The sequence below is a fragment of the Blautia sp. MSK.20.85 genome (genome assembly GCF_013317245.1).
Classification (GTDB): domain Bacteria; phylum Bacillota; class Clostridia; order Lachnospirales; family Lachnospiraceae; genus Blautia_A.
Genome location: NZ_JAAIUN010000002.1, coordinates 63,121 through 88,208, shown reverse-complemented (window position 1 = coordinate 88,208; position 25,088 = coordinate 63,121). Strand labels below are relative to the sequence as shown.

At 45.2% G+C, this 25,088-nt stretch carries 21 protein-coding genes; 19 read left to right on the top strand and 2 right to left on the bottom strand.

Going from position 1 to position 25,088, the window contains the following annotated elements:
- The 16 genes from G5B12_RS01645 (at position 1) to G5B12_RS01570 (ending at position 19,057) form a co-directional block, all read left to right on the top strand.
- A complete protein-coding gene (locus tag G5B12_RS01645) occupies positions 1-630 on the top strand; it encodes a YczE/YyaS/YitT family protein (RefSeq protein WP_174087634.1) in 630 nt (209 codons plus the stop codon).
- Between the two features lie 110 nt (positions 631-740).
- Positions 741-2,483 (top strand): hypothetical protein, encoded by a 1,743-nt coding sequence (locus tag G5B12_RS01640; RefSeq protein ID WP_174087633.1) that lies wholly within the window; start codon positions 741-743, stop codon positions 2,481-2,483.
- The gene (locus G5B12_RS01635) at positions 2,483-3,883 is read left to right on the top strand and encodes a hypothetical protein (RefSeq protein ID WP_174087632.1); all 1,401 of its coding nucleotides are present in this window, start codon (positions 2,483-2,485) and stop codon (positions 3,881-3,883) included. The genes G5B12_RS01640 and G5B12_RS01635 overlap by 1 nt, the downstream gene beginning before the upstream one ends.
- A 92-nt stretch (positions 3,884-3,975) precedes the next feature.
- Positions 3,976-4,392 carry a phage holin family protein gene (locus tag G5B12_RS01630; protein ID WP_118253355.1) on the top strand — a complete coding sequence of 139 codons (417 nt, stop codon included), beginning with the start codon at positions 3,976-3,978 and terminating at the stop codon, positions 4,390-4,392.
- Positions 4,389-5,903 (top strand): glucosaminidase domain-containing protein, encoded by a 1,515-nt coding sequence (locus tag G5B12_RS01625; protein WP_174087631.1) that lies wholly within the window; start codon positions 4,389-4,391, stop codon positions 5,901-5,903. The genes G5B12_RS01630 and G5B12_RS01625 overlap by 4 nt, the downstream gene beginning before the upstream one ends.
- 517 nt (positions 5,904-6,420) lie before the next feature.
- Positions 6,421-6,780: an ArsR/SmtB family transcription factor gene (locus G5B12_RS01620; protein WP_021650476.1), complete on the top strand. Its 360-nt coding sequence runs from the start codon at positions 6,421-6,423 to the stop codon at positions 6,778-6,780.
- A gap of 58 nt (positions 6,781-6,838) precedes the next feature.
- Complete coding sequence (locus tag G5B12_RS01615; protein ID WP_174087630.1) at positions 6,839-9,193, top strand: heavy metal translocating P-type ATPase; 2,355 nt, start codon at positions 6,839-6,841, stop codon at positions 9,191-9,193.
- A 16-nt stretch (positions 9,194-9,209) separates the two neighbouring features.
- Positions 9,210-9,728: a DUF6921 family protein gene (locus G5B12_RS01610; RefSeq protein ID WP_021650478.1), complete on the top strand. Its 519-nt coding sequence runs from the start codon at positions 9,210-9,212 to the stop codon at positions 9,726-9,728.
- A gap of 10 nt (positions 9,729-9,738) precedes the next feature.
- Complete coding sequence (locus tag G5B12_RS01605; RefSeq protein ID WP_025579815.1) at positions 9,739-10,278, top strand: hypothetical protein; 540 nt, start codon at positions 9,739-9,741, stop codon at positions 10,276-10,278.
- Complete coding sequence (locus G5B12_RS01600) at positions 10,275-11,819, top strand: FAD-binding protein (protein ID WP_174087629.1); 1,545 nt, start codon at positions 10,275-10,277, stop codon at positions 11,817-11,819. Before G5B12_RS01605 ends, G5B12_RS01600 begins: the two co-directional genes overlap by 4 nt.
- On the top strand, positions 11,816-12,529 hold the full coding sequence (locus G5B12_RS01595) for a succinate dehydrogenase/fumarate reductase iron-sulfur subunit (protein WP_330384935.1): 714 nt from the start codon (positions 11,816-11,818) through the stop codon (positions 12,527-12,529). Before G5B12_RS01600 ends, G5B12_RS01595 begins: the two co-directional genes overlap by 4 nt.
- Positions 12,530-12,993: 464 nt before the next feature.
- Positions 12,994-13,314 (top strand): DUF6508 domain-containing protein, encoded by a 321-nt coding sequence (locus G5B12_RS01590; protein WP_174087628.1) that lies wholly within the window; start codon positions 12,994-12,996, stop codon positions 13,312-13,314.
- 4 nt (positions 13,315-13,318) lie between these two features.
- Entirely contained in the window at positions 13,319-13,549 is a 231-nt protein-coding gene (locus G5B12_RS01585; RefSeq protein ID WP_173733188.1) for a hypothetical protein, read from the top strand.
- A gap of 149 nt (positions 13,550-13,698) precedes the next feature.
- Positions 13,699-13,860 (top strand): hypothetical protein, encoded by a 162-nt coding sequence (locus G5B12_RS01580; protein ID WP_174087614.1) that lies wholly within the window; start codon positions 13,699-13,701, stop codon positions 13,858-13,860.
- Positions 13,861-14,041: 181 nt separating this feature from the next.
- On the top strand, positions 14,042-15,766 hold the full coding sequence (locus G5B12_RS01575) for a recombinase family protein (protein WP_174087627.1): 1,725 nt from the start codon (positions 14,042-14,044) through the stop codon (positions 15,764-15,766).
- Between the two features lie 30 nt (positions 15,767-15,796).
- The gene (locus tag G5B12_RS01570; RefSeq protein WP_174087626.1) at positions 15,797-19,057 is read left to right on the top strand and encodes a response regulator; all 3,261 of its coding nucleotides are present in this window, start codon (positions 15,797-15,799) and stop codon (positions 19,055-19,057) included.
- A 116-nt stretch (positions 19,058-19,173) separates the two neighbouring features.
- Here the strand turns inward: G5B12_RS01570 and eutJ are convergent, their stop codons facing one another.
- Together eutJ and G5B12_RS01560 are read right to left on the bottom strand one after the other, a co-directional pair.
- The gene (eutJ, locus tag G5B12_RS01565; protein WP_021976796.1) at positions 19,174-19,998 is read right to left on the bottom strand and encodes an ethanolamine utilization protein EutJ; all 825 of its coding nucleotides are present in this window, start codon (positions 19,996-19,998) and stop codon (positions 19,174-19,176) included.
- 59 nt (positions 19,999-20,057) lie between these two features.
- The gene (locus G5B12_RS01560) at positions 20,058-22,190 is read right to left on the bottom strand and encodes a glycogen debranching protein (protein WP_174087625.1); all 2,133 of its coding nucleotides are present in this window, start codon (positions 22,188-22,190) and stop codon (positions 20,058-20,060) included.
- Between the two features lie 153 nt (positions 22,191-22,343).
- Here G5B12_RS01560 and G5B12_RS01555 point away from each other — a divergent pair, with 153 nt between their 5' ends.
- The 3 genes from G5B12_RS01555 to G5B12_RS01545 all read left to right on the top strand — a co-directional run bounded on the left by G5B12_RS01555 (position 22,344) and on the right by G5B12_RS01545 (position 25,078).
- Entirely contained in the window at positions 22,344-23,033 is a 690-nt protein-coding gene (locus tag G5B12_RS01555) for a Crp/Fnr family transcriptional regulator (RefSeq protein WP_021650714.1), read from the top strand.
- A gap of 100 nt (positions 23,034-23,133) precedes the next feature.
- Positions 23,134-23,877, top strand: a complete 744-nt coding sequence (locus G5B12_RS01550) for an ATP-binding protein (protein ID WP_148446697.1) — start codon at positions 23,134-23,136, stop codon at positions 23,875-23,877.
- 19 nt (positions 23,878-23,896) lie between these two features.
- Positions 23,897-25,078: an ATP-binding protein gene (locus G5B12_RS01545; RefSeq protein WP_148446695.1), complete on the top strand. Its 1,182-nt coding sequence runs from the start codon at positions 23,897-23,899 to the stop codon at positions 25,076-25,078.
- Positions 25,079-25,088 lie beyond the last annotated feature (10 nt).

The following is a 25,088-nucleotide window of genomic DNA, read 5'->3' as shown; positions in this document are numbered from 1 at the left end:
ATGATGTTTGATAAGCACAAAAGGGAATCCTTGCTATTGCGGGACTTATTAAAGAAATTGATAATTATTGTGATAGGTTCCATTGTTGCAGCCTATGGCATTACACTTGCACTGTATGCAGGATTTGGTGGCGCCACGCTCGCAGTGCTATGGCAGGGTATCGCTGAAACGTTTCACTTGAGCATCGGTATGGCATCTTTTGTTGTAGCAGTGGGGATGATTTTGTTTGCATTAATTTACGATAAAAGTCAAATCCATATTGGGACGGTGCTATATCAAATTGTATACAGCACCTGTGTGGATGTATTTGCCACCTGCCATGTCTACAGTACATATCGATGGTTCAACTTCTTTATCATGTTGCTGGGTGTTATTTTGTTTGCTGTCGGGACCGGACTATATGCGTCTGCCTCGCTTGGTCGTGGCTCTTATGAAGCAGTTACTTTTGCCTTGGCAGAAAAGAACAACTGGCAAATTAAAATTGTTCGAATAGCATTAGATATTCTGGTTGTGATAATAGGTGTTTTGCTTGGCGGGAAGTTTGGCATATGCACAATCATTACAGTTATCATTTCAGGCCCGATTATCCAATTTGTTAATGCGAAAGCAAAACGAATTTTAAAGATATAATAGCAAAGAAACCTACAACTTCCAGGTTGTAGTGATAAACAATAACATAACACAGCATCAGTCACCTAGTTGGCTGGTGCTTTTTTCGTGGGGGAAATGGAGGTGGCGGGATGTATTCTGTGTCGGATGCTTTTCTGAGGGCAGTCAGGAGTAATACAAGAAAATATTTCTGGACGGGTACGATCGTTACCAAGGGCGGAATGACGTATGAGTTCGGGGCGAAGGAGATTGTGAAGGGTTCCGGGTATATTTCCAGGCAGTGCTGCGGGAGTACGGAGATTGAGCTGGGGACGGTGTATGCGGCGGAGATGGGGATCACTCTTCTGAGTGATATTGACAGGTATACGCTGGAGGATGCGCTGGTGACGCTTTCTGTTTATACTGAAAATGATATTGAGACCTGCCGGGACGTGCTGTTTTATGTGGCACAGGTTCTGGGAGGTTTCTTTATTATTAACAGGGAGGGGAAGCTGGAACTGAGAAAGTACGGAAAGGATCCTGTGATGAAGGTGGAGCAGAGACACCGGTTTTCTTCCAGCTTTTCGGATTTTATTACCAGGTACACGGCAGTGAGTTCCACCAATAAGCAGACGCAGATTGCAGAGTATTATGCTCTGGATCCGGATAATGGGCTGACTATGAACCTGGGTGTGAACCCACTTCTGCAGTTTGGGTTAAAGGAGACCAGGGAGATGCTGTGCAGGAATATCCTGGCAGATCTGTCAGTGATCCGGTATGTGCCGTTTGATTCGGATACCATCGGGAACCCTGCGCTGGATCCGGGGGATGTGCTGAGGTTTGCAGGAGGACAGGCGGATGAGGGACAGATTACCTGCATCACTTCCATCAGGCAGAAGATCGGGGGAAGGCAGAGTCTGAAATGTGTGGGGAAAAATCCCAGGCTGGCTCAGGCGAAGTCAAGGAATGACAAGAATATTTCGGGGCTGCTGAACCAGATTGAAGACAATGCAAAGACCGGGAAGATTGGGATCCACACGTTTACCAATGTTTCCGCGCATGAAATCGGGCAGACCAGGGTGAAGCTGGTCAGTATCCAGTTTGCTTCTTCTGAGGAAAACCATATGCAGTTTTTTGCACAGGTTGTTGTGGATGTGGCTGCGGATCCGGTGGAACGGTCTGCGGAGGCTTCCGGGACTGTGGTGATTCCGTTTCCGGGCGGAAGCGGCAGTGGAACTGGAAATGGCACGGGTGGTTCTGATGGAACCGGGGAGGTATCGGATGCAGGAAGTTCTGAAAATGATGTGACAGAGAATGTGGTTGGAAATGCTTCCGGGAATGAGAATACAGGAAGTACGGATAATGTCTCTGGTGGATCAGATTCTGGATCCGGATTTGGATCCGGGAGTGGTTCGGAGGTTTCTGTGGATGTGAGCTTGCCGGTGAAGTGGCAGGAGGACGGACAGGCGGTCTGCCATGTGGTCTTTGAATTTAACAATGAGGAGATTGTGGAGCACTGTCCGGTGGAGACCTGGCATTCCGGGAAACATATTTTGTCGCTGTATTATCCCATTGAGAAGATTGTTGCCAATTATACGAATACGTTCAATGTGTATCTCTGGATGGAGAATGGCAGCGGGACCGTTGATGAGGGAGACTGCATTGCCTCTGTCAGCGGACAGGCAATGGCGGCAGGGGAAGCCTGGGACGGAAAGCTTGAGGTGGAAGATTATACCACGAGATTTGCCATTGGTGGAGGACTGGATGTGAATGGTTTCCGGGAATCGCTGTCCATGCAGATGAAGGAGACGGTGAACAGAGGATTTGAAGTGTATTTTGCTGAGAGAGCGGGAATCAGCGGTTTCTGCAGGCCGGTAGAAATGGAGGGTGTGTGATGAAGTTGAAAGGTGAAATGGTCATTGAACTGACCGATACGAATACGGGTGCGGTGGAGACAGTTCAGGAGACGAACATGATCACGGAGGCAGTGAACAATATTCTGGGGCTGAATCCCATGGGGATTTATCTGAAAGCCAGCGGGGAGTATGACAATTCTGTTTTGTGGAACGGGACGCTGCTTCCCATCTGCCCGAACATGATCGGCGGGATCCTGCTGTTTCCGGCAGTGCTGGAAGAAAAGGCGGATCATATTTACGAGCAGGGGAAGAACCTGCCGGTGGCTTATGCTTCCAACAATGTTAATTCCGGTTCCAATGTGGCGAGGGGAAGCCTGAACCAGACGGAGAGCAAGAAGCTGGACAATGGATATAAGTTTGTGTGGGAGTTTACTCCCGGCCAGGGGAATGGAAATATTGCAGCGGTGGCACTGACCAGTGCCCTGGGCGGGCAGAATGCTTTTGGCAGTGCGGCAGGGGATGCCAGCACGTTCCTGCTTCTGAAAAAGGTGGATATCGGGGATATCCCGAAGGCGAAGCAGATGACACTGTTTGAGGCAGTGGAGCTGGATTTTGAAAAGAACCTGCTGTATTCCATTACCTTTGGGATTTCCAGTGTGACCATTACGAAGATCAGGATCCCGGTGTTTAACATCGGGCTGAATGAGAAGCTGGATGATACCACTTATACCGTACTGGAAGAGCAGACACTGACAACGGAAAGCTTTACGTTCCTGGGGGATTACACGAAGTACGGGGAATTTATGGACGGACATGACGGATACTGGTATGGATTTTCCAATGAGCCAAATTCTTCCGGAGATGCGAAGATGGTGTGGATCCGGATCTCCAAAAAGGATTATTCCTTTACGGAGGGAAGCTGGACACTGTCCAAGGCGAAGCTGTCGGAAGTGGGCACAAGGGCAAAGGACGGTTCCTATCCGGAGCGGAATGTAAAATGCTGTGTGAGGAAGGGGTATCTGTATGTGCCTTCTTATGATAAGAAGGGAGTTTATAAGATCAATGTTGCAAATTCAGCGGATGTGACGCTGATCCCGCTGGGATTTACTTCCAAACTGAAATCCCTTGGGGAGGCTGGTTCCTGTGAGGTGTATATGACGCTTCTCGGTGACATGATCGTGGCAGGGGATTTCCAGATCACGGCGGATGACAGGGTGATCAAAACACAGGGGAGTGCAAGGTTTGAAGCCATGGCAACGCCTTTGTTCCAGTATAAGAACTTTGTGTTTATGTTGGGCGGCAGTTACGGGAAGGAGCACAGGTGTGCTTACCTTCTGACGCCTTATCTGGCAAGTATTAATAATCTTTCGTCAGCAGTGGTGAAGAATACGGACAAAACGATGAAGATCACGTATACGCTGACGGAGGAAACAATGTAGGTCTTTCTGCCGCAGGGCATGGAGATAGAAAACTTATTTATGGCAGTTCTCAGAAATGGAGGCTGCTTTTTTCATGGGAGGAGGATTCTGGCATGAAGGAATTTTGGAACTTTATTCAGATGGTTTTTATGGCTGTAGGCGGATGGCTGGGCTGGTTTATGGGAGGCTGTGACGGGCTTCTGTATGCCCTGATCGCTTTTGTGGTGATCGATTACCTGACCGGGGTGATGTGTGCTTTTGCGGATCATACGCTTTCCAGTGAGGTGGGATTCCGGGGGATTTGCAGGAAGGTGCTGATTTTTCTGCTGGTGGGAATGGCAAACATTCTGGATGTGGCTGTGATCGGGAATGGATCTGTGCTGAGGACAGCAGTGATTTTTTTCTATATTTCCAATGAGGGTGTGAGTTTGCTGGAGAATGCAGGGCATCTGGGACTGCCGATCCCGCAGAAGATGAAGGATGTGCTGGAACAGCTGCATGACAGAGGGGAAGGAAGTGATGGGGAATGAGATTGGTTGAAAGTTTTCTGACAAAGAACCCCTGCTATACTGCAGGGAGAAAGATTACGGTAAAAGGCCTGATGCTTCACTCGGTTGGATGTCCGCAGCCGAGGGCACAGGTCTTTCTTGATTCTTGGAATTGCGCTTCTTTTGTAAGTGCATGTGTGCATGGTTTTATTGATGGAAATGATGGAACGGTGTATCAGGCATTGCCATGGAACCACAGGGGATGGCACTGTGGCTCCGGTAGTAAGGGAAGTGGAAATAATACGTATATTGGTGTGGAGATGTGTGAGCCTGCCTGCATCCGGTACACAAGCGGATCTGGTTTTACCTGCTCCGATCTGGCGAAGGCAAGGGCATCGGCAGTGCGGACGTATGAAGCAGCGGTGGAATTGTTTGCCATGCTTTGTAAGAAGTTTGGTCTGGATCCGCTGGCAGATGGTGTGGTAATTTCCCATAGAGAGGGACACGCAAGGGGAATTGCTACAAATCATGGAGATCCGGAGCATCTGTGGAAAGGTCTGGGACTGCCTTATACGATGGATGGATTCAGGAAAGCTGTGAAGGCTGCTATGTCTGGGAAAGCTGAAGGGACGCAGGCTTCTGTGTTTCTGGGGATTTCCGATGAGAAGGCAGCGGAGCGGATTGGAGTGCTGAGTGCAGAGGATATGAAAACCAGTGGGATTCTGGCTTCGGTGTCTGCGGCGCAGTTTATTCTGGAATCGGGTTATGGCAGGACGGAACTGGCGCAGAAGGCAAATAACTGCTTTGGAATGAAATGTATGCTGTCTGGGAATAGCTGGGGCGGAAGTGCCTGGGATGGAACCAGTAAGTACCGGAAGAAGACGCAGGAGGATGATGGAACCGGAAAGCTTTACACAGTGACTGCGGATTTCCGGAAGTATGCCTGCGTGGAGCAGTCGATTGCGGATCATTCGGCTTATCTTCTGGGAGCGATGAATGGGAAGAAAAAGAGATATGCAGGACTGGCTGGGGAGAAGGATTACCGGAAAGCTGTCCAGATTATTAAGGATGGCGGCTATGCAACGGATAGTTTATATGTGCAGGAGATTTGCGTTATTATTGAGAAGTATGGGCTGACACGGTTTGATGGCGGGAAGACGGAAAAGGAGATCTGGTACCGTGTGAGGAAGAACTGGCAGGATGCGGAGAGCCAGGTGGGGGCATTTAAGGTGCTGGAAAACGCAAAGAAAAGTGCAGACGAGCATCCGGGGTTTTCGGTGTTTGATGAGAATGGAAAGGCAGTGTACAGTTCCGTGGATAAGAAGCAGGAAGAGGTGTTTCGTCCGTATCTGGTTCGTGTGGAGATTTCGGATCTGAATATCCGGAAGAAGCCGGGAACGGATCAGGAGAAGGTTGGAAAATATACGGGTGTTGGCTGTTTTACTATTGTTGCTGAGGCTGACGGTGTCGGAGCATCAAAGTGGGGGCTGCTGAAAGCGTATGAGAAAGAGCGGAATGGGTGGATCTCGCTGGATTTTGTGACAAGAATATAATAGTGAGTGATGAGGCTTTGCATTGCGGCGGTGGTCGTGGTGTGAAGCCTTTTTTTGTTAGGGCAAAGCCCTGTTTGCCATTGTGGAGTTTTTCGTTGATTCGAAAAACGGAGCTTTTGGTCGCTTTCAATATAACATCCGGAATCGAGGTATCTTTTTTTTCTGCAAAATCACGAACTTTGCTCATTTATAGATATCAGAAAAAGGAAGATACTTTGAGGAATCTTTACGAAAAGAAAAAAGAGAAGTTAATCTCATATATCTGCTTCTTGGCTAGTTTGGGATTAAAAGTAACAATCCTTTTTTCTGTTATCTTGAACTTTTTAATTTTTCCTGTTTCGGAGTCCTTGAATTTATATTCAAACTCATCTACACATTCTTTGATGCGGTACAAAAGTATTAAGCAGTTAAAAACAAAAATCCAAGAAGATATTTACTAATCTTATTGACATAGAACAAAAAATGAATATAATCATAGTTGAACAACTATTCAACTTCGATTATACGAGGTAAGTGTATGTCTAAACCGTCTTATATTTGTAATTGTGATGTGATTCATGAGGATATTGTGAATGATGTGAAATCCAAGATGCAACCCAAAGATGATTATATCCAGTTGGCATCTTTATTTAAGCTATTTGGAGATGGTACCAGAGTACAAATCTTACACGCTCTGGAACAGAGTGAGATGTGTGTATGTGATCTTGCTGTGCTACTGGGGGTAACGAAATCCGCAATCTCACACCAGTTAAAGGCATTGCGTCTTGCGAATTTGGTAAAATTCCGTAGAGAAGCGCAGATAGTTTACTACTCTCTGGCAGATGATCATGTGAAAGAGATTATTGATAAGGGATTTGAGCATCTATGGCAGAAATAATATTTTTAGCATTATAGTTGAGCAATTGAGCAACTAAACAAATTACAAGGAGGTCATTATGAAACGAATATTTTTATTAAAAGGGTTGGACTGTCCGAACTGCTCCGCAAAAATTGAAAAAGAAGTCGGAGAATTGGATGGAGTACAATCCTCAGTTGTAAATTTGATGAAGCAGACGCTGACAATCAATGTTGCTCCAGCTGCCGCAAATACAATAGCCAGTCAGATTGAAACGATTGTCCACAGCCATGAGCCGGGTGTGGAAGTTCAGGAAGAAACCGTTATGAATGTTACAAAGAGTTATTCGTTAAAAGGGTTGGACTGTCCGAATTGTTCCGCAAAAATTGAAAAAGAAGTCGGAGAGTTGGATGGAGTGCAATCCTCAGTGGTAAATCTGATGAAGCAGACGCTTACAATCAATGTTGCTCAGACAGCCGCAGATACGATAGCCAGTCAGATTGAAACGATTGTTCATAGCCATGAGCCAGATGTGGAAGTTTCTGAAATTGTACAGGAATCTTATATACCGGAAAAAAAGCAGGAGGCCAATGAATCCTATAACAATGAGGATAAGAAGTTGACAGTTCGTTTAGCGACTGGTGCAGCAATCTATGCCATTGGTATGGCATTGACTGTTTTTGCGAAAGTGCCACTGCCTGTCGAGTTAGTTTTTCTCATTGTCTCCTATATTATTCTTGGCGGGGATGTTGTATGGCAAGCTGTGAGGAATATTTCAAAGGGACGTGTATTTGATGAACATTTCCTGATGAGCGTTTCTACGATTGGTGCTTTTGTCATTGGTGAATATCCGGAAGCAGTTGCTGTTATGCTGTTCTATCAAGTTGGTGAATTTTTCCAGTCATTGGCTGTTGAGCGTTCCAGAAAATCTATATCAGATTTAATGGATATACGTCCGGATTGTGCTACAGTCAGAAGGAACGGAGAATTGATTACCATATCTCCTGAAAGTGTTGCCATTGGCGAGATTATTATTGTAAAGCCTGGTGAAAAAATCCCATTAGACGGTGTGGTATTGGATGGAGATTCTATGCTGGATACGAGGGCTTTAACTGGAGAATCGGTTCCGAGAAGCGTTCATAAAGGAGACGAAGCACTTTCCGGTTGTATGAATCAGACGGGTGTTTTAACGATTAAGACAACGAAAGCATTTGGTGAATCTACTGCTTCAAAGATTATTGATCTTGTGGAGAATGCGTCCAGTAGAAAAGCACCAACAGAAAATTTCATTACTACATTTGCACGTTATTACACTCCTGTTGTTGTAATCTTAGCAGCTATTCTGGCAATTCTGCCACCGATCCTTCTTGGTGGAGGTTGGACAGAGTGGATTCGCAGAGGATTTGTTTTCCTTGTGGTATCTTGCCCATGTGCATTGGTCATTTCAATCCCGCTGACTTTCTTCGGAGGTATTGGTGCGGCATCTAAACGAGGTGTTCTTGTAAAAGGAAGTAATTATTTAGAGGCGCTTAATAATGTCAGCATTATTGTGTTCGATAAAACTGGAACACTTACAAAGGGTGTTTTCAATGTGACTGATATTCTGCCTGCAAATGGATTTTCAAAAGAACAGGTTCTGGAGTATGCGGTCCAGGCAGAGAGCTTTTCTAACCATCCTATTGCAAAATCCATTCTCTCTGCTTATGGAAAAGAAATTGACCAATCAGTTATCTCTGATTACAAGGAAATTTCCGGATATGGAATCAGTGCCATGGCAGGAAAGAAGAAAGTTTATGCTGGCAATACGAAACTTATGGATTCAGAGCATGTGGAGTACACAGCCTGTGAAAAAGTTGGTACAAAGGTTTATGTAGCAGTAGATGGTCAATATGCCGGATGCATTTTGATAACAGATGAAGTAAAGCCGGACAGCAAAAAAGCAATTTCTGATTTGAAACATATCGGTGTGGAAAAAACAGTCATGCTTACTGGTGATGATGAAAAAATCGGAAAGGCTGTTGCGGAAGAATTGCAGTTGGATGAATATTATGCACAACTGTTTCCTGATCAAAAAGTGGAAAAGGTTGAGCTTTTAGACAGTAAAAAGAGACAGGGAAGCAAATTAGCTTTTGTTGGTGATGGTATCAATGACGCTCCTGTCCTTGCTCGTGCGGATGTTGGTATCGCAATGGGTGGTCTTGGTTCAGATGCGGCCATTGAAGCTGCGGATGTGGTTCTGATGACAGATGAACCATCTAAGCTGGTGGATGCGATTGATGTGGCAAAAGCGACAAAGCAAATTGTCATGCAGAATATAGTGATTGCCCTTGGAATTAAGAGTGTGTTCCTGATCCTTGGTGCTCTGGGTATAGCTGGAATGTGGGAAGCTGTATTTGGTGATGTAGGCGTTACCATAATTGCCGTCTTGAACGCAATGAGGATTTTGAAAAAATAAGAAACGAGGTGGCAATGTGAAACGGAAATTGATTCTGTTAGCAGTTACAATTGTTTTTCTTGCAGGTTTCGGTGCACTTTTGCATTCACCGCCTTCTATGATTGATGCAGTCACAGGAGCAACACCGAAGTCAAAAAAGGCGGCTCAAGCCTCCGCACAGTTGGAAGGCTCTTATGTTCTCGGTATTAATATGATGTCAGATGGTCTCGACAACGAGAACACCCGGAATAAATTAAAAGAATTGGCACTGGACGATTCGGAAACAAATGAAACAGATCTCATGAAAACGGACATTAGTTTTCGGTTATATGTATCTGAGACGGATTATCCGCTTGTCAGTTATGCTAAGAAACTCTGTGACAGGTTGAAACAGGCCGGCTTTTTCGTAGATCTGAAAGAGTACAGTAACACAATGATGCTATCAAGAGTGGTAAGTGGAAAGTATGATGTATTCCTGGCATCGGATGATTTTATTGACGTTACAACGCTAACACAGATGGACTATATGATCATGGACAGCGAAGAAATGAGGTGAGCGGGAATTTATGAGAAAATGGAATACGATTTTGTCTGTTTTAATGCTTCTCATTTTTATGATTCATGGAATCATGGGCAGCTTTATGCTGAACGGAGTTGGAAGTAGTGCAGGGAAACTTCTTGCATGGATTGGTGTTGGTATTCTTGTTGTGCATACGGTGATTGGTGTCATCCTGACAGTTCAGAGTTTACAGACAGCGAAGCAATCAGGAAAAATGTATCTGAAACAGAACGCCATATTTTGGGCGAGACGAGCCAGTGGGATGGCAATACTGATTCTGCTGTTATTCCATATTGGCTTGTTTGGAAAGGTGCAGAATGGGACATATATTTTGTTCCCTTTTACAACGGTAAAGATGGTAACTCAGCTTTTGTTCGTAGCGGCAATCTTTGTTCATATTTTTATCAATATCCGCCCATTGCTCGTATCACTGGGAATCATCAGTTATAAAGAACGAAGGAGTGATATTTATTTGATCCTTTCGGTGCTTCTTCTTTTTATAGCGGGAGCGGTTATTTTATATTATATTGGGTGGCAATATCTATGAGTAAGACAATTATTATTATAGGTGCTGGACTGGCAGGACTTTCAGCGGCTTTGCAGGCAGCGGAAAATGGATGCAATGTAAAACTGGTTTCCTCCCTTCCGTCAGAGCGGGCACAGTCTGTTATGGCGGAGGGCGGAATCAACGCAGCTTTGAATACAAAAGATGAAAACGACAGTCCCGAAGAACATTTTACGGATACAATAAAGGCAGCATGTGGTCTGGCAGATCCAAATGCAGTTTGGGGAATGACACAGGCAGCACCGGAGCTGGTGCACTGGCTGCTAAAACTTGGAGTTAAATTTAACATGAGTGGCTATGATGATGTGGATCTGCGGAATTTTGGCGGGCAGAAAAAGAAACGGACTGCTTTTGCACAGAGCGATACCGGGAAGCAGATCATGACAGCTATGATAGACGCTGTTCGCAGGAAAGAAGCATCTGGTATGGTAGAACGGTTCAGCCATCATTCTTTCCTAACACTTCGTCTGTGTGGCAATATTTGTTGTGGCTGCGTAATCAGGGATGAATACAGTCAGGAAATTGTGGAATTACCGGGGGATGCGGTTATTGTTGCCACCGGTGGTATGCACGGATTGTTTGGAAATACAACGGGTTCGCTGAGCAATACAGGAGAAGTCACCGCAGAATTGTTCCGGCTTGGTGTTCCTCTGGCAAATGGCGAGATGATCCAGTACCATCCGACAACTGTGAAATGTGGTGGAAAACGCATGCTCATCAGCGAAGCGGCCAGAGGGGAAGGTGGCAGGTTGTTTGCCATGCAAGATGGAAAACAATGGTATTTCATGGAGGAAAAATACCCGGAGCTTGGAAATCTGATGCCACGAGATATTACCGCCAGAGAGATATGGAAGGTCAGCCATGAATCAGAGGTATTTCTTGACATGACGGAAATATCGGAGGAGATTATTTCAAATAAGCTATCTGGTCTGGCAGACGATTGTATGACCTATCTGCATAAAGATATACGAAAGGAACCGGTGTCTGTTTTACCGGGAATTCACTATTTTATGGGAGGCATTCTGGTGGATGAGCAGCACAGAACGCCGATTCAGAATCTTTACGCTGCCGGGGAATGCTGTGCCCAATATCATGGTGCCAACCGTCTTGGTGGAAATTCTCTGTTAGGAGCGTTATACGGAGGACGTGTTGCGGCAAAATCAGCATGTGAACAGGCAGATGTAGTAGATCTATCTTGTGCGACACAGATAGATTTTCCACCAACGTCTCAAATTTCAGAAATAAAGCAATTAAACAAAGTGATGCAGGATACTATGGGCGTTGTCAGAAATGAGAATACGTTGTTAAATGGGATTCAAACGGTACAAGCGCTGACAGGAAATCTTCCATTGCTTGGCATGGCAGTTCTAAAGAGTGCTCTTGCAAGAAAAGAAAGCCGTGGTGCACACTGGCGGGAGGATTATCCGAAGAGCAATGACGATGATTACCTTAAAACAACGGTAGCCAGATTTGATGGAAAGCAGATACAGATTTCCTTTGTACCTGTTCCAGAAAGGCGGTGATTCACTTGGTATATAAAATAAGAATCAGGCGGCAGGAGAGTCAGAAATCAGACAGTTATTGGCAGGAATTTGAGTTTGACGGAAGCAAAAACAGCTCTGTTGCCAATGTTCTAAAGGAATTGAACAGTAGAACCCCTTTGAAAGATAATTCAGGGAATATAGTTACTCCCATCAGCTGGGAATGTAGCTGTATGGTGCGAAAATGTGGGGCTTGCGCCATGCTGATTAACGAACGTCCGAGGCTGGCATGCTCTACATTTCTACATACGTTAAAAGGTTCTACAATCACCTTGGAACCTTTAAGCAAATTTCCGCTTGTAAGAGATTTGATCGTTGACCGGTCAATTCTGTTTGAAAATTTGAAAAAACTGAACCTTTGGCTTGAAAGTGAAGCTTATATGAATCCGTGGACACATGAACCGAGATACCAGTCGGCACGCTGTCTGATGTGTGGCTGCTGCCTTGAAGTGTGTCCTAACTTCTCTGCAAATGGGACTTTCGCAGGCGCTGTTGCTGCAGTCAACGCATTTCGGATTCTGAATGAAGAACAGGAAATAAGCCATCGGAATGAGGTTTCAACTCAATATAAGGAAAATTATTTTGAGGGATGCGGGAAATCATTAGCTTGCCATAACATTTGCCCGATTGGTCTGCCTGTCGAAGAATTGATCGTGAGGTCAAATTCGGTAGCTATTTGGGGAAGACAGTGAGTATCAAAACGCTGATTAAAAAAACATGATTAACCTACATCTATGGTTTTACCAAAAATAGAGACATATCCTTTGTTTCGGTGTGGTAGCGGTTTTATTATGGACTGGATTCCGTCAAGGATGAATTTGATGCTTCCCTGAGAGAGTATATCCAGTCGGAAGAATATGTCTCAGCAAAGCAGCAGAAGAGATATTGATCAAATTATGTCAATGTCTCTTTTTTTATGGAAGAAACAGGCTGATCAGAAATATGCAAAAGAGTAGCCTATTTTAATTATTTAACGAAAGGCGAACAGGGGTGTTCACAAGGGTGTGCACCGTTAAATTGTATCAATTTCGTAGTCGCAACGAAACCTTGCTGTTGTGGATATTACATGAATATATTTTGCGCTAGAATAATTATTGGGTATATGTTAAAATATAAAGAACATATATTCGAGTGTTTATCAAGGTGGTGTATAGCATTGACAAAGTCAGAGAAACTACGAGAAATTCAGGAAATATTGGAATTAAAGAATCCACAAGAGAATCTGTATGCAGATCTGTTAAAGACAATGGGAGATTTGAAAACAAATTATGGGGATTACATGATTACGGAGCCGATTGACTGTAATGAGGAACTGAAACGAATTTCGGGTGCAGATTATGAGCTTTGTACAGCATTACTGACAATGCTGCTGAGAGAGGATCATTTTTCCAATGGTTCTTTTGACCGGAGATTTGCTGACGGGCAGGTGCTTCCGGTTCTGATGAGGATGAAGGATGTTCTGAGTGTGGGAGTGTGATCTTATGAAAGTCGGGGATACTGCATATATTGTGGAATCAAACAGGTATGTGAGAGAGGTGGAGATCCGCAGGTGTTCAGGCGGGATGTTCCTGGTCCGTTTTACAGATACGGGTGGCGGAATACAGGTGAAGGCTCACAGGCTGTTTGCAACGAGGGAAGAAGCTGAAAAGAGTATTGAGAAGGCACCAGAGACAAAGAAGGTGCGTGGGAATCCGTATGACCGATGGTATTGAACGGATGATAAAGTAAATAAATGCATCAGGGGAAACCTGTTGCTGTTTGCAGAGAAATCTGTGGATGGCAGCAGGTTTATTTTTTTGTCCGGAAAGTCAAAAAATCAGGAATCAGGACTCCTTGGAACAGTAGGAGGTGGTTTCTGGTTATGGAAAAAATTGAACTGATCGACACCGGCAGACTGACGGAGAAACAGGCCAGGCTAAACATGGAAAAGTGTGCAGAGTTTCTGGCAAGAATGATCCAGAAGTACGGGGATGTGGTTCTGGGGGAGATTGAGGAGAGAAATGCACAGCTGCAGGGGAAGTGATCGAGTGTGCCGGTGGTCTTTTGGGGCTGCCGGTCTTTTTGCGCTATGGAAACCGCATAGGAGAAGGTGGATTTTGGGGCAGTTTTTTTGGTCGTTCTGCGAGTTGGCGCAGACTGGTGATTCCGATATATTTTATGTACGGCAACCGTATGACGATGGGCAACCGAAATGAGGTGAAGATTTGAGAAAGAAATGTTACATATATACCCGTGTTTCTACGGCGGCTCAGACAGAGGGATATAGTCTGGAAGCACAGACAGAGCGGCTTCGGAAGTATGCGGACTATAAAGAAATGGAAGTGGTCAGGGAATACTGTGATGCAGGAAAGTCCGGAAAGAGTATTACAGGCAGACCGGAGTTTCAGAGGATGCTGCAGGATGTGTCCGAGGAACGTGACGGAGTGGCATTTATTCTGGTGTTTAAGCTGTCACGTTTTGGAAGGAATGCAGCAGATGTTTTAAACTCCCTGCAGTTTATCCAGGATTATGGAGTGAATCTGATCTGTGTGGAAGACGGGATTGATTCTTCTAAGGATTCCGGCAAGCTGACCATTACGGTGCTGTCGGCAGTGGATGAGATTGAAAGGGAGAATATTCTGGTCCAGACAATGGAAGGAAGAAAGCAGAAGGCCAGAGAGGGGAAATGGAATGGCGGGCAGGCTCCTTTCGGATATGATCTGGATTCCAGGAACAGCACTCTGGTGGTGAATGAGGAAGAAGCGGAGATTGTGCGGATTATTTATGACAAGTTTGTGCATACGGATATGGGGGCAGATGCTATCTGTAATTATCTGAACCAGAGAGGTTATACGAAGAAAAAGGTACGAGGGCATGAACTGAATTATTTTGCCAGAGGGCTGATCATGAAGATTCTGGATAATCCAGTTTATACAGGGAAGATTGCTTACGGAAAGAATGTTACGGAGAAGGTGAAGGGAACGAGGGATGAATACCGGCGTGTGAAGACTGATGATTACCTGCTGGCAGATGGACTGCATGAGGCGATTGTGGATGAAGAGACGTGGGAGGCGGCGAGAGAGAAAAGGAAGAGGACGGGGGTTAGATTTGTTAAAACTCATAGTCTGGAGCATGAACATATTTTAACTGGATTAATCAGATGTCCTCTTTGCGGCGGTGGAATGAGTGGAACTGTTCAGCGACGGCAGAATAAGAAAACTGGGGAATACAAAGATACATTTTATTACAGATGCCATCACAGAAAAAAAGTTGATGGAAAGATTTGTGACTACAAGCCGATGCTGAACCAGAAAATGTTTAATGCAGAAGTAGAGGAATTTATCCGGTATATGGTTGCGGGGGATGAGTTCCGAAAGTTTGTGCAGGAGAAACTGGAAGAGAAGGTGGATGTTTCTGCTTTGGAAACTGAGAGGGAGCAGCTGCAGAAACAGCTGAAACAGGTACAAGGGTCGAAACTGAAACTGATACAGATGCTGGATCGTCTGGATACTGGGGATAAGCATTATACGAGAAAATACCAGGATATGCAGGACAGGCTGGATAACCTGTATGATAAGGTGGCAGAGTTTGAGGAGGCGATGAAAGATATTGATGCTAAGATTGGGGCATCTTACGGGAAAGAAATTACGGGTAAAAAATTGTATGAATTTCTTCTGGATTTTGATATACTGTATGATAAAATGACAGATATGGAAAAGAAAGAATTTATGAATACATTTATTGAGAAGATTGAATTGAAGAATGAAACTGTTAATAATGGGACAGGTCAGGGTTCGCGCATTGAACATATTGATCTTGCGTTTCCGGTGTATTATGGAGATTGTAAAGGGACAAGAATTCGTATGCCCAAAGGAAACACAGTCGAAGTCGTCTGTCTCCTGGAAAACCGCAGAACCCGTCCGGGGAAACGAAACAGCGGGAGAGTTTGACAAAAAATACGATATTATCGAGGAAAAAGTATGAATAAGAGCAGGAGAACTTTATGCAGACATGTGGGGCTGGCATTATGTCTGCTGATGATCTTTACAGTACTTCCGGTTCCTGTGGCTGCTTCGGAAACGAAGACAGATACAGAATCGAAAACAGTCAGGGTAGGTTGGTATCCGGATTCCTATCATATTACCGGTGAAAATGGTGAACGAAGCGGATATGGTTATGAATACGAACAGGCAGTTGCCGCCTATACAGGCTGGAATTACGAATATATAAAAGGCGACTGGGGAGAGCTTGTGGAAAAGCTCCAAAATGGCGAGATCGACCTGATGGCTGCACTTTCCTATACCGATGAACGTGCTGAGACGATGCTGTTCTCAGATCTCCCCATGGGAAAAGAAAAATATTATCTGTATGCAGATCTTACAAATACGGATATTTCTCCGTCAGATCTTTCTACCCTGAATGGCAAAAGGATCGCGGTAATGGAAGAGAGCGTACAGGGAACTCAGTTTCGCGAATGGGAAGAAAAGCAGAATATAAAGACACAGCATTTGGATGTGGACAGCTTTGAACGGGCGAAAAAAATGGCCGGGAATCGGGAGATTGACGGAGTGATATCTACAGAGACTCCTGCCTGGGTTGAAGCCGGAATGTCAGCGGTTGTGACGATCGGTGGCTCTGATATTTATTATGGCATCAGCAAAGACCGTCCGGATCTGAAAGAAGAACTGGATGCAGCCATGCGTTCCATGGAGTATGATAAACTATTTTACGGCGATGAACTTTACCAGAGATATCTTTCTGCACAGTCTGTTGCCGTCCTTTCCAGTGAAGAAAAGGAATGGCTGGAACAGCACGGTGAGATAGGTGTGGGATTTCTGAATAACGACCAGAGTTTCAGTACTTTTGACAAAGAAAGTGGTGAAATGACGGGTGTGATCAACGATTATATTAAATATGCAGTGGACTGTCTGGGAAACAGCAGCCTGAAGTTTAATATAGAAGGCTTTGACTCCCAGGAAGAACTGATCCAGGCATTAAAAGACGGCAGGATCGACATGATCTTTCATACCAGCCAGAACCCTTATGCTGCAGAACAAAATGACATGGCCCTGTCCAATACGGTCCTTGTTTCCAGTCTGGCAGCAGTGACCGGTAAAAGATCCTTTGATGAAAATGAAGAAAACAGCGTTGCTATACCGAAAAGTGATCTGAATTTAAAATGGTTTATTTCCTATAATTATCCGACATGGAAAATTATGGAGTATGATTCCTTTGAGGATGCAAGAAAAGCCGTACAGGATAAAAAGGCAGACTGTTTTCTTTCCAGTTCAGGCCGGGCGACAGAGTATGTCAATGACAAAAAGCTTTACAGTGTTTTTCTGACACAGCCGGACAATATATCCTTTGCAGTCAGCCGGGGAAATTCCGTTCTTCTGTCGATCCTGAATAAGACTTTGAAGTCTATGCCTACATCCAAACTTACAGGTGCACTGTCTGCCTACGATAATGCTTCCCAGAAGGTTACTCTGCTGGATTTCATAAAGGAGAATCTGCTGGCAGTGGCAACTTTGTTTATCTGTGTATTTCTGGCTGTATTGCTGATCATACTTGGTATCCTGCAGAAAGCCAGGATTGCAGAGGCAAAAGCCAAAAGAGCAGCCAGACAGTCTTATGAACTGAACCAGAAACTGAAAGAAAGCCATCATGAACTGGAGACTGCCCTGATGCATGCGGAAAGTGCAAACTCGGCAAAAACCACATTTTTGAATAATATGTCCCATGATATCCGGACCCCTATGAATGCCATTATAGGATTTACATCTCTGGCGGCTTCTCATGTAGATAATAGGGAGAAAGTAAAAGAATATTTATCCAAAATCTCCACTTCCAGTGAACATCTGCTTTCACTGATCAATGACATTCTCGACATGAGCAGAATAGAGAGCGGAAAAGTGAAGATCAATGAGAATCCGCTGAACCTTCCGGAACTGCTCCACGACATACGAACGATTGTACAGCCCAATATTACTTCCAAGCAGTTGGATTTTCTGATTGATACCGTAGATGTAAAAAATGAAGATATTATTGCGGACAAACTGAGGCTGACGCAGATCCTGTTGAACATTCTGAGTAATGGAATCAAATTTAACAGGACAGGTGGAACAATCAGTTTAAGAATCCGGCAGCTGAAATCTGCACCCACAGGATATGGAAGCTATCAGTTTATTATCCGGGATACCGGAATTGGCATGAAGCCGGAGTTTCAGGAACATATATTTGAATCCTTTACCAGAGAAGAAACCTCAACGGTAAGCGGAATCCAGGGAACCGGCCTTGGAATGGCGATCACCAAGAATATTGTAGATATGATGGGAGGTACCATCACAGTAAAAAGTGAAGAAGGACAGGGCAGTGAATTTACTGTAAATCTGACCTTTAAATTATGTGGCGAAGCAAAAAGCTACGAAAAGATTGAACAGCTTCAGGGCCTTAAAGTTCTGGTTGCAGACGATGATACAGATACCTGTCTCAGCATTTCCGGCATGCTGACAGAAATAGGTATGCGGTCAGAATGGACGGTTTCCGGAAAGGAAGCGGTGATCCGGGCGAAGCATTCCATGGAAATGGGTGATGAATTTTACGCATATATCATTGACTGGCTGATGCCGGATATGAACGGAATTGAAACGGTAAGACGTATCCGACGGGTTATCGGGGACAGCAGCCCGATCATCATACTGACTGCATATGACTGGTCAGATATAGAAGAGGAAGCAAAAGAAGCAGGTGTAACTGCCTTCTGCGAAAAGCCACTGTTTATGTCGCAGCTGCGGGAATTGCTTACGAATCCTGTTCCGAAAACAAAAGAACCGGAAAAAAGGGAATGGATTTACAATGGAAAAAGAATTCTTCTGGTAGAAGACAATGAACTGAATCAGGAGATTGCGCAGACAATCCTGGAAGATGCAGGATTTATGGTTGAGACAGCCGGTGATGGTGTGGTCGCGGTCAAAAAAATGGAACAGGCGGTTCCGGGACAATACGATCTGATTCTGATGGACATCCAGATGCCTGTTATGAATGGCTATGAAGCTGCAAAACAGATTCGTTCATTAAAAAACAGAGAAACAGCGTCTGTACCGATTGTTGCAATGACGGCAAATGCGTTTGAGGAAGACAGAGAAAAATCTTACGAAGCCGGTATGAATGGATATCTGGCAAAACCTGTCAGTGCGGAAGCTTTGATCAATACGATTGATAAGATTATGAAAGATAACTGACAGAACATTAACCGATATGTATATAAATGAATGTAAAAACTGACCAGGGGCCTGTTATACAGCCTTCTGGTCAGTTTTTACATACAAAGCAGAGAGATGATCATTTTAGGAATCAATCATATTTTGGGCAGTTCACAGTGATATGCGATGCCAAGGGGTGTAACGAGAAGAGGATGTACAGGTCTGTACACAGGAAGTTTCAGTTTCTTCTCAAAAACGGTTGTAAATTCTTTAAACATGGAAGATCCGCCTACAACGTAAACAGCCGGAACCTGATAACCATGGAGAAATTTTTCGGTAATAACAGCCATTTTTTCAACGGTTGCTTTGATTACAGGAAAAATTTCATCTTCTTTTTCCGGAGTGGTCTTTAAAATTTCCGCTTCCTCATAAGGGATTTTATAGTGTCCGGCCACAGTCATGGTCATATGGCTGCCTCCGGTAGCCTCATCGTCTGTGTAAATGACTTTGCCATCTTTCAGGATACTGATGCCGGTTGTACCGCCGCCCACATCTACAACGGCGCCGTCTGTAATTTTGAGGACAGCAGCGGCAGCGGTAGGCTCGTCTACGATATTGGTAACCTCAAAACCTGCACCTTCCAGGACATAACCGATGCTTTTGACACTGCCTTCCGAAACACCAGGAGGGATGGCAGCTGCACCGTAGGTAAGTTCTGTGCCAAGTTTTTCTTCCAGTTCATTTTTAAGCTTTGTTACAAGCTGGACGGATTCGTAATAATTAACGATCACACCATCCTGAATGGCATGGGACGGTGCGGAAATTCCGGCGATGGGACGGTTGTTCCGGTCAACGACAGCAAGAACGGTGTTGGCAGTACCAAGGTCAATACCCGTTTTCAGACGGCCGCGGAATTTTTTGCATTCACCGGTTTCCACAAGTTCTGCGAAGTTGGACAAAGTTCTGTTTTTTAATTCCATTCAAAATACTCCATTTCTTTCGGACAAGGACAAAAAAGATTTTGTCCCTGATATGAATTTTAATAATTACGACCGGTAAAGATGGCAACGGATCTGGGCCGCATGCAGAAATCGTGCTCAATACGTGGCTCCTGGCTTTCTTCATAGAAATAACGGCCATCTCCGTCTCCAAATGTGTTGACACAGAGATACCATGCACCAGGGCGTGCAAGTTCCGGAAGCGTAACCGTTACATCTTCCCAGTATGCGTTGATAACGATGTAGATCAGGTCATCGGCGCCTTTACTCTTATCATAACCTGCAAAGCTTACGGCGAAGGTGTGGGCATCTCTTGGGATGGTCACATCCCTTGCATCAATGTTATGGGTGTGTATGCTTTCCATACCGCATACTGCGTTTGGAAGCTTGCGGGAGATGACAGGGTGGTCTTTTCGGAACTGGATCATATATTTGAAAAATTCGAAAAGATCGTGATTTTTCTCCAGAAGATCCCAGTTGATCCAGGAAGTTTCGTTATCCTGGCAGTAGGTGTTGTTATTTCCATGTTTGGTGTTTCCAAATTCGTCACCTGCAAGGAACATCGGGGTTCCACGGCTGGACATCAGTACCGCGCAGGCGTTTCGGATCATGCGGAAGCGGAGGGAAAGGACTTCCGGATTGGTGGAATCACCCTCTTCTCCACAGTTCCAGCTGCGGTTGTCGTTGGAACCATCTGCGTTGTTCCAGCCGTTTGCCTCGTTGTGTTTCTCGTTGTAGGAATAGAGATCATACATGGTAAAACCATCGTGGCAGGTAAGGAAATTGACGCAGGAATTGTATCCTGCATAGTTGTCATTGTGATCGGAATAAAAACCGCCATACAGGTCACCGGAACCGGAAATGCTCCATGCGGCGTCCCAGGCGTTCCAGAAATCTCCCTTCAGGAAAGAACGGAGGCAGTCACGGTAACGGCCGTTCCACTCAGCCCATCTGCGGCTGGCAGGGAAAGAACCTACCTGATACAGTCCGCCGGCATCCCAGGCCTCTGCGATCAGCTTGACATTTCGAAGAACCGGATCGTAAGCAAGAAGTTCCAGAAGTGGCGGGTTGTTAAGAGGGGAACCGTCCTCATGACGTCCCAGGATACTTGCAAGGTCGAAACGGAAACCATCCACGCGGTAGTTGATGGTCCAGTAACGTAAACACTCCAGGATCATCTGACGCACGATCGGATGATTACAGTTCAGAGTGTTTCCACATCCGCTGAAATTGTAGTAATTTCCTTCCGGAGTCAGCATATAATAAACTTTATTGTCAAATCCTTTAAAGCAGAAAGTTTTTCCAAGTTCATTTCCTTCGGCAGTGTGGTTGAATACAACATCAAGAATTACTTCAATTCCATTTTCGTGAAGTTCACGGATCAGTTCTTTCAGTTCGGTTCCCTCACAGTTATGTTCTGCCTTGGAAGCATAGCTGGTGTTTGGGGAAAAGAAGTTAACGGAATTGTATCCCCAGTATTCCAGAAGACGCTTGCCGTTTACGGTACGGACATTCATGTTCTCGTCGAACTCGAAGATAGGCATCAGCTCCACCGCATTGATTCCCAGTTCTTTGAGGTAAGGGATTTTTTCACGAAGCCCGGCAAAAGTTCCCGGGTGTGTGACACCGGAAGAAGCGTCCTGTGTAAATCCGCGGACATGAAGTTCGTAGATGATCAGGTCACTGATCTTACGGGTGGACTGAGGCATGTCTTCCCAGTCGAAAGAATCGCGTACCACACGGGCGTGATAGCTTCCAATCTTCTGCTGTCCCCATTCGCGCTGACCGGCAACGGCTTTGGCATAAGGATCAAGAAGAACTTTTGTCTTATCGAAGATATGGCCTTTTTCCGGTTCATAAGGACCGTCGATGCGGTAGCCGTATTCCAGGTCTTCGATGTCCAGTCCCATGATGATCATGGAATAGACATCACCGATACGACAGGCATTGGGAAAAGGAAGAACTGCGAAAGGCTCCTCTTCTCCGGAGTGGAAAAGAAGAAGCTCGCAGGATGTACCGTGACGGGTATGTGCGGTAAAGTTGACTCCGTTGGAAAGGGGAGTAGCGCCATTTAATTCAAAAAAACCGGGACGTACAGGAAATCCCGCGATAATATCTGTGGGCCGGGATGTCAGTGTATTCTCAGAAAGCATAGTCTGATTCTGTGTTTTCATTTCCGGTATCCTCCTTGGTAGAATTTTTTACAAACAAAAAATATTATAACTGATTTTCAGAAAAAAGTACAGGCTGGGAACCTATGAAGTTCACGGGAGTTGACAGAGATTGCAGAAATGTGATAAAAACCTGTACAGAGATGAGGTGAAAAAGTGGAAGAAAAAAGAAGAGAAGAATGGATGGCTATTTTAAGACAAAGCCGGCTCTGCAGAAACCTGGAAGAAAAAGAACTCCTAAACCTCATGGAGCAGGAAGGAACGGTGCGGACTTATTCCAGAGGGGAGCGGATCTTTCAGGAAACAGACCGGCCGGATTCGGTTTATATGCTTCTTAACGGAAGTGTGATCATCGCAAAAGAGACGTTTTCCGGAAAAAGGATCCTTCTGGCGCAGCTGGAAGATCCAGGGGCTCTGTTCGGGGAGGTTTATGCCTTTATGGAGAAAGCTTCCTATGACATGTATGTGGAAGCGCTGACGCAGGTTTCCGTTCTGATCATGAGCAGCCGGATCTTTACAGACAGGGAAGAAAATAGTTTAAGCCGGAAACTTCGGGAAAATCTTCTTGAGGTTTTTGCCGGGAAGGCTTACAATATGAACCGGAAGCTTCGGATCCTTGGAAGTGGCAGTCTCCGGGAGCGGATCGTCCGTTTCCTTGTAGAATGCCAGGACAGTGAAGGACAGATCCACATGAATCTTTCTAGAGAAGAGATGGCGGATTATTTAAACATTACCAGGCCGTCTCTTTCCAGAGAACTGGGAAAGATGCAGGAAGAAGGAATCCTGGAACTTGACAGGCGTCAGATCCTTGTGAAAGATCAGGAAAAAATGGAGTTATATCTGTAAGGTAACATATGTTACCGAAGAATCTCCGGGATTTTTGTATGATGTCAGTGAAAACAAAAAAACATTTGCAGAAATATAAAAATCAGGGAGAGATGATATCATGATAAGAAAGATCGTACACATTGAGGAAGAGAAATGCAACGGCTGTGGTGCCTGTGCAGCTGCCTGCCACGAAGGAGCTATTGCCATGATAAACGGCAAGGCAAAACTGATCCGGGATGATTACTGTGACGGACTGGGAGACTGTCTTCCGGCCTGCCCTGCCGATGCGATCCGTATTATAGAGCGGGAAGCCGCAGATTATGACGCGGAGGCAGTGGAAAAAAGAATGAAGCTTAAGAAAACAGAGGCCTCGATGCCAGCAGGGAAGCCACACGTGTGCCCCGGAAGTATGGCAAGAAGCCTTAATAAAAAGCAGGAACCGCCGGTGCAGGCAGAGCGGAAAAAAGTTCCCCAAAATGCAGGGGAACAGACAAGCCGTCTTGCCCAGTGGCCCGTACAGATCAAACTGGTTCCTGTCAATGCACCATATTTTGAAAATGCACAGCTTCTGATCGCGGCAGACTGTACTGCCTACGCTTATGCAGGTTTTCATGAGAAATTCATGAAAGATCATGTGACGCTGATCGGATGCCCCAAACTGGATGAGGGAGATTATGCAGATAAGCTTGCAGAGATCATAGGAAATAATTCCATCCGGAGTATCCGTATCGTCCGCATGGAAGTTCCCTGCTGCGGAGGCATCGAGAATGCAGTGATCCGTGCCATGGAGCGAAGCGGAAAGATGATCCCATGGCAGGTAGTGACCATTGCCTGTGACGGCACGATCAGGGAGGAGCTGTAAGGAAAGGAATAAAAACAGCATGAGTGAAGAAACACTGGAGATTTCTTTTGATGAAATAGAGAAGGAACGGGAAAAATATCTTCTGGTAGATACCCGTGATAAAGTAACTGTGGAATATGGAATGATCCCGGGAGCGATTTCTGTTCCGGAGCAGGAACTGGAAGAACGGGCAGAAGAACTGAAAGGGGATAAGATTCCGGTTCTTTACTGTACCAGAGGACTTTTCAGCCAGGAAGGGGCAGGGATGCTCCGGGAAAAAGGAATTCCCGCACTGAGCCTGAAGGGCGGATATACAGGCTGGCTTTTCCAGCAGATGCAGAAAGAGTCCAATAAAGGGGACAGTGAAGAAGAGGAAAATGAAGCAATGGAACAGCGCCGGAAAGATATCGAGCTGAGTATCCGCAAGAAGTTCCACAAGCAGCTGTTTTCCAGATTCGCCAGAGGAATCAACGACTATGAACTGGTGAAGCCGGGAGACAAGATCGCGGTCTGTATTTCCGGTGGTAAGGATTCCATGCTGATGGCCAAACTGTTCCAGGAGTTGAAACGTCATAACAAGTTTCCTTTTGAATTGGTATTTCTTGTGATGGATCCGGGATATAATGAGGCCAACCGTGCGGTGATCGAACACAACGCCAAACTTCTCGGAATTCCTATCACAGTGTTTGAGACTGAGATCTTTGATGCAGTTTACAATGTGGAAAAATCTCCGTGTTATCTCTGCGCCCGTATGCGAAGAGGATATCTTTACAGTAAGGCAAAGGAACTTGGATGCAACAAGATCGCTCTTGGCCATCACTATGATGATGTGATCGAGACGATCCTGATGGGAATGCTTTATGGAGCACAGGTACAGACTATGATGCCGAAACTCCACAGCACAAACTTCGAGGGGATGCAGCTGATCCGCCCCATGTATCTGATCCGTGAGGCAGATATCAAGCACTGGAGAGACTACAATGACCTGCATTTTATCCAGTGTGCCTGCAAGTTCACTGATACCTGTACTACCTGCCGTACAGACGGCACCAGTGTTTCCAAGCGAATGGAGATCAAAAATCTCATTGCGGAGCTTAAGAAGGTAAATCCCCATATTGAAAGTAATATTTTCCGAAGTGTGGAAAACGTGAATCTTCATACAGTCATTGCCTATAAAAAAGACGGCGTGAAACATTCCTTCCTGGAAGGGTATGACGACTGATATACAAAAA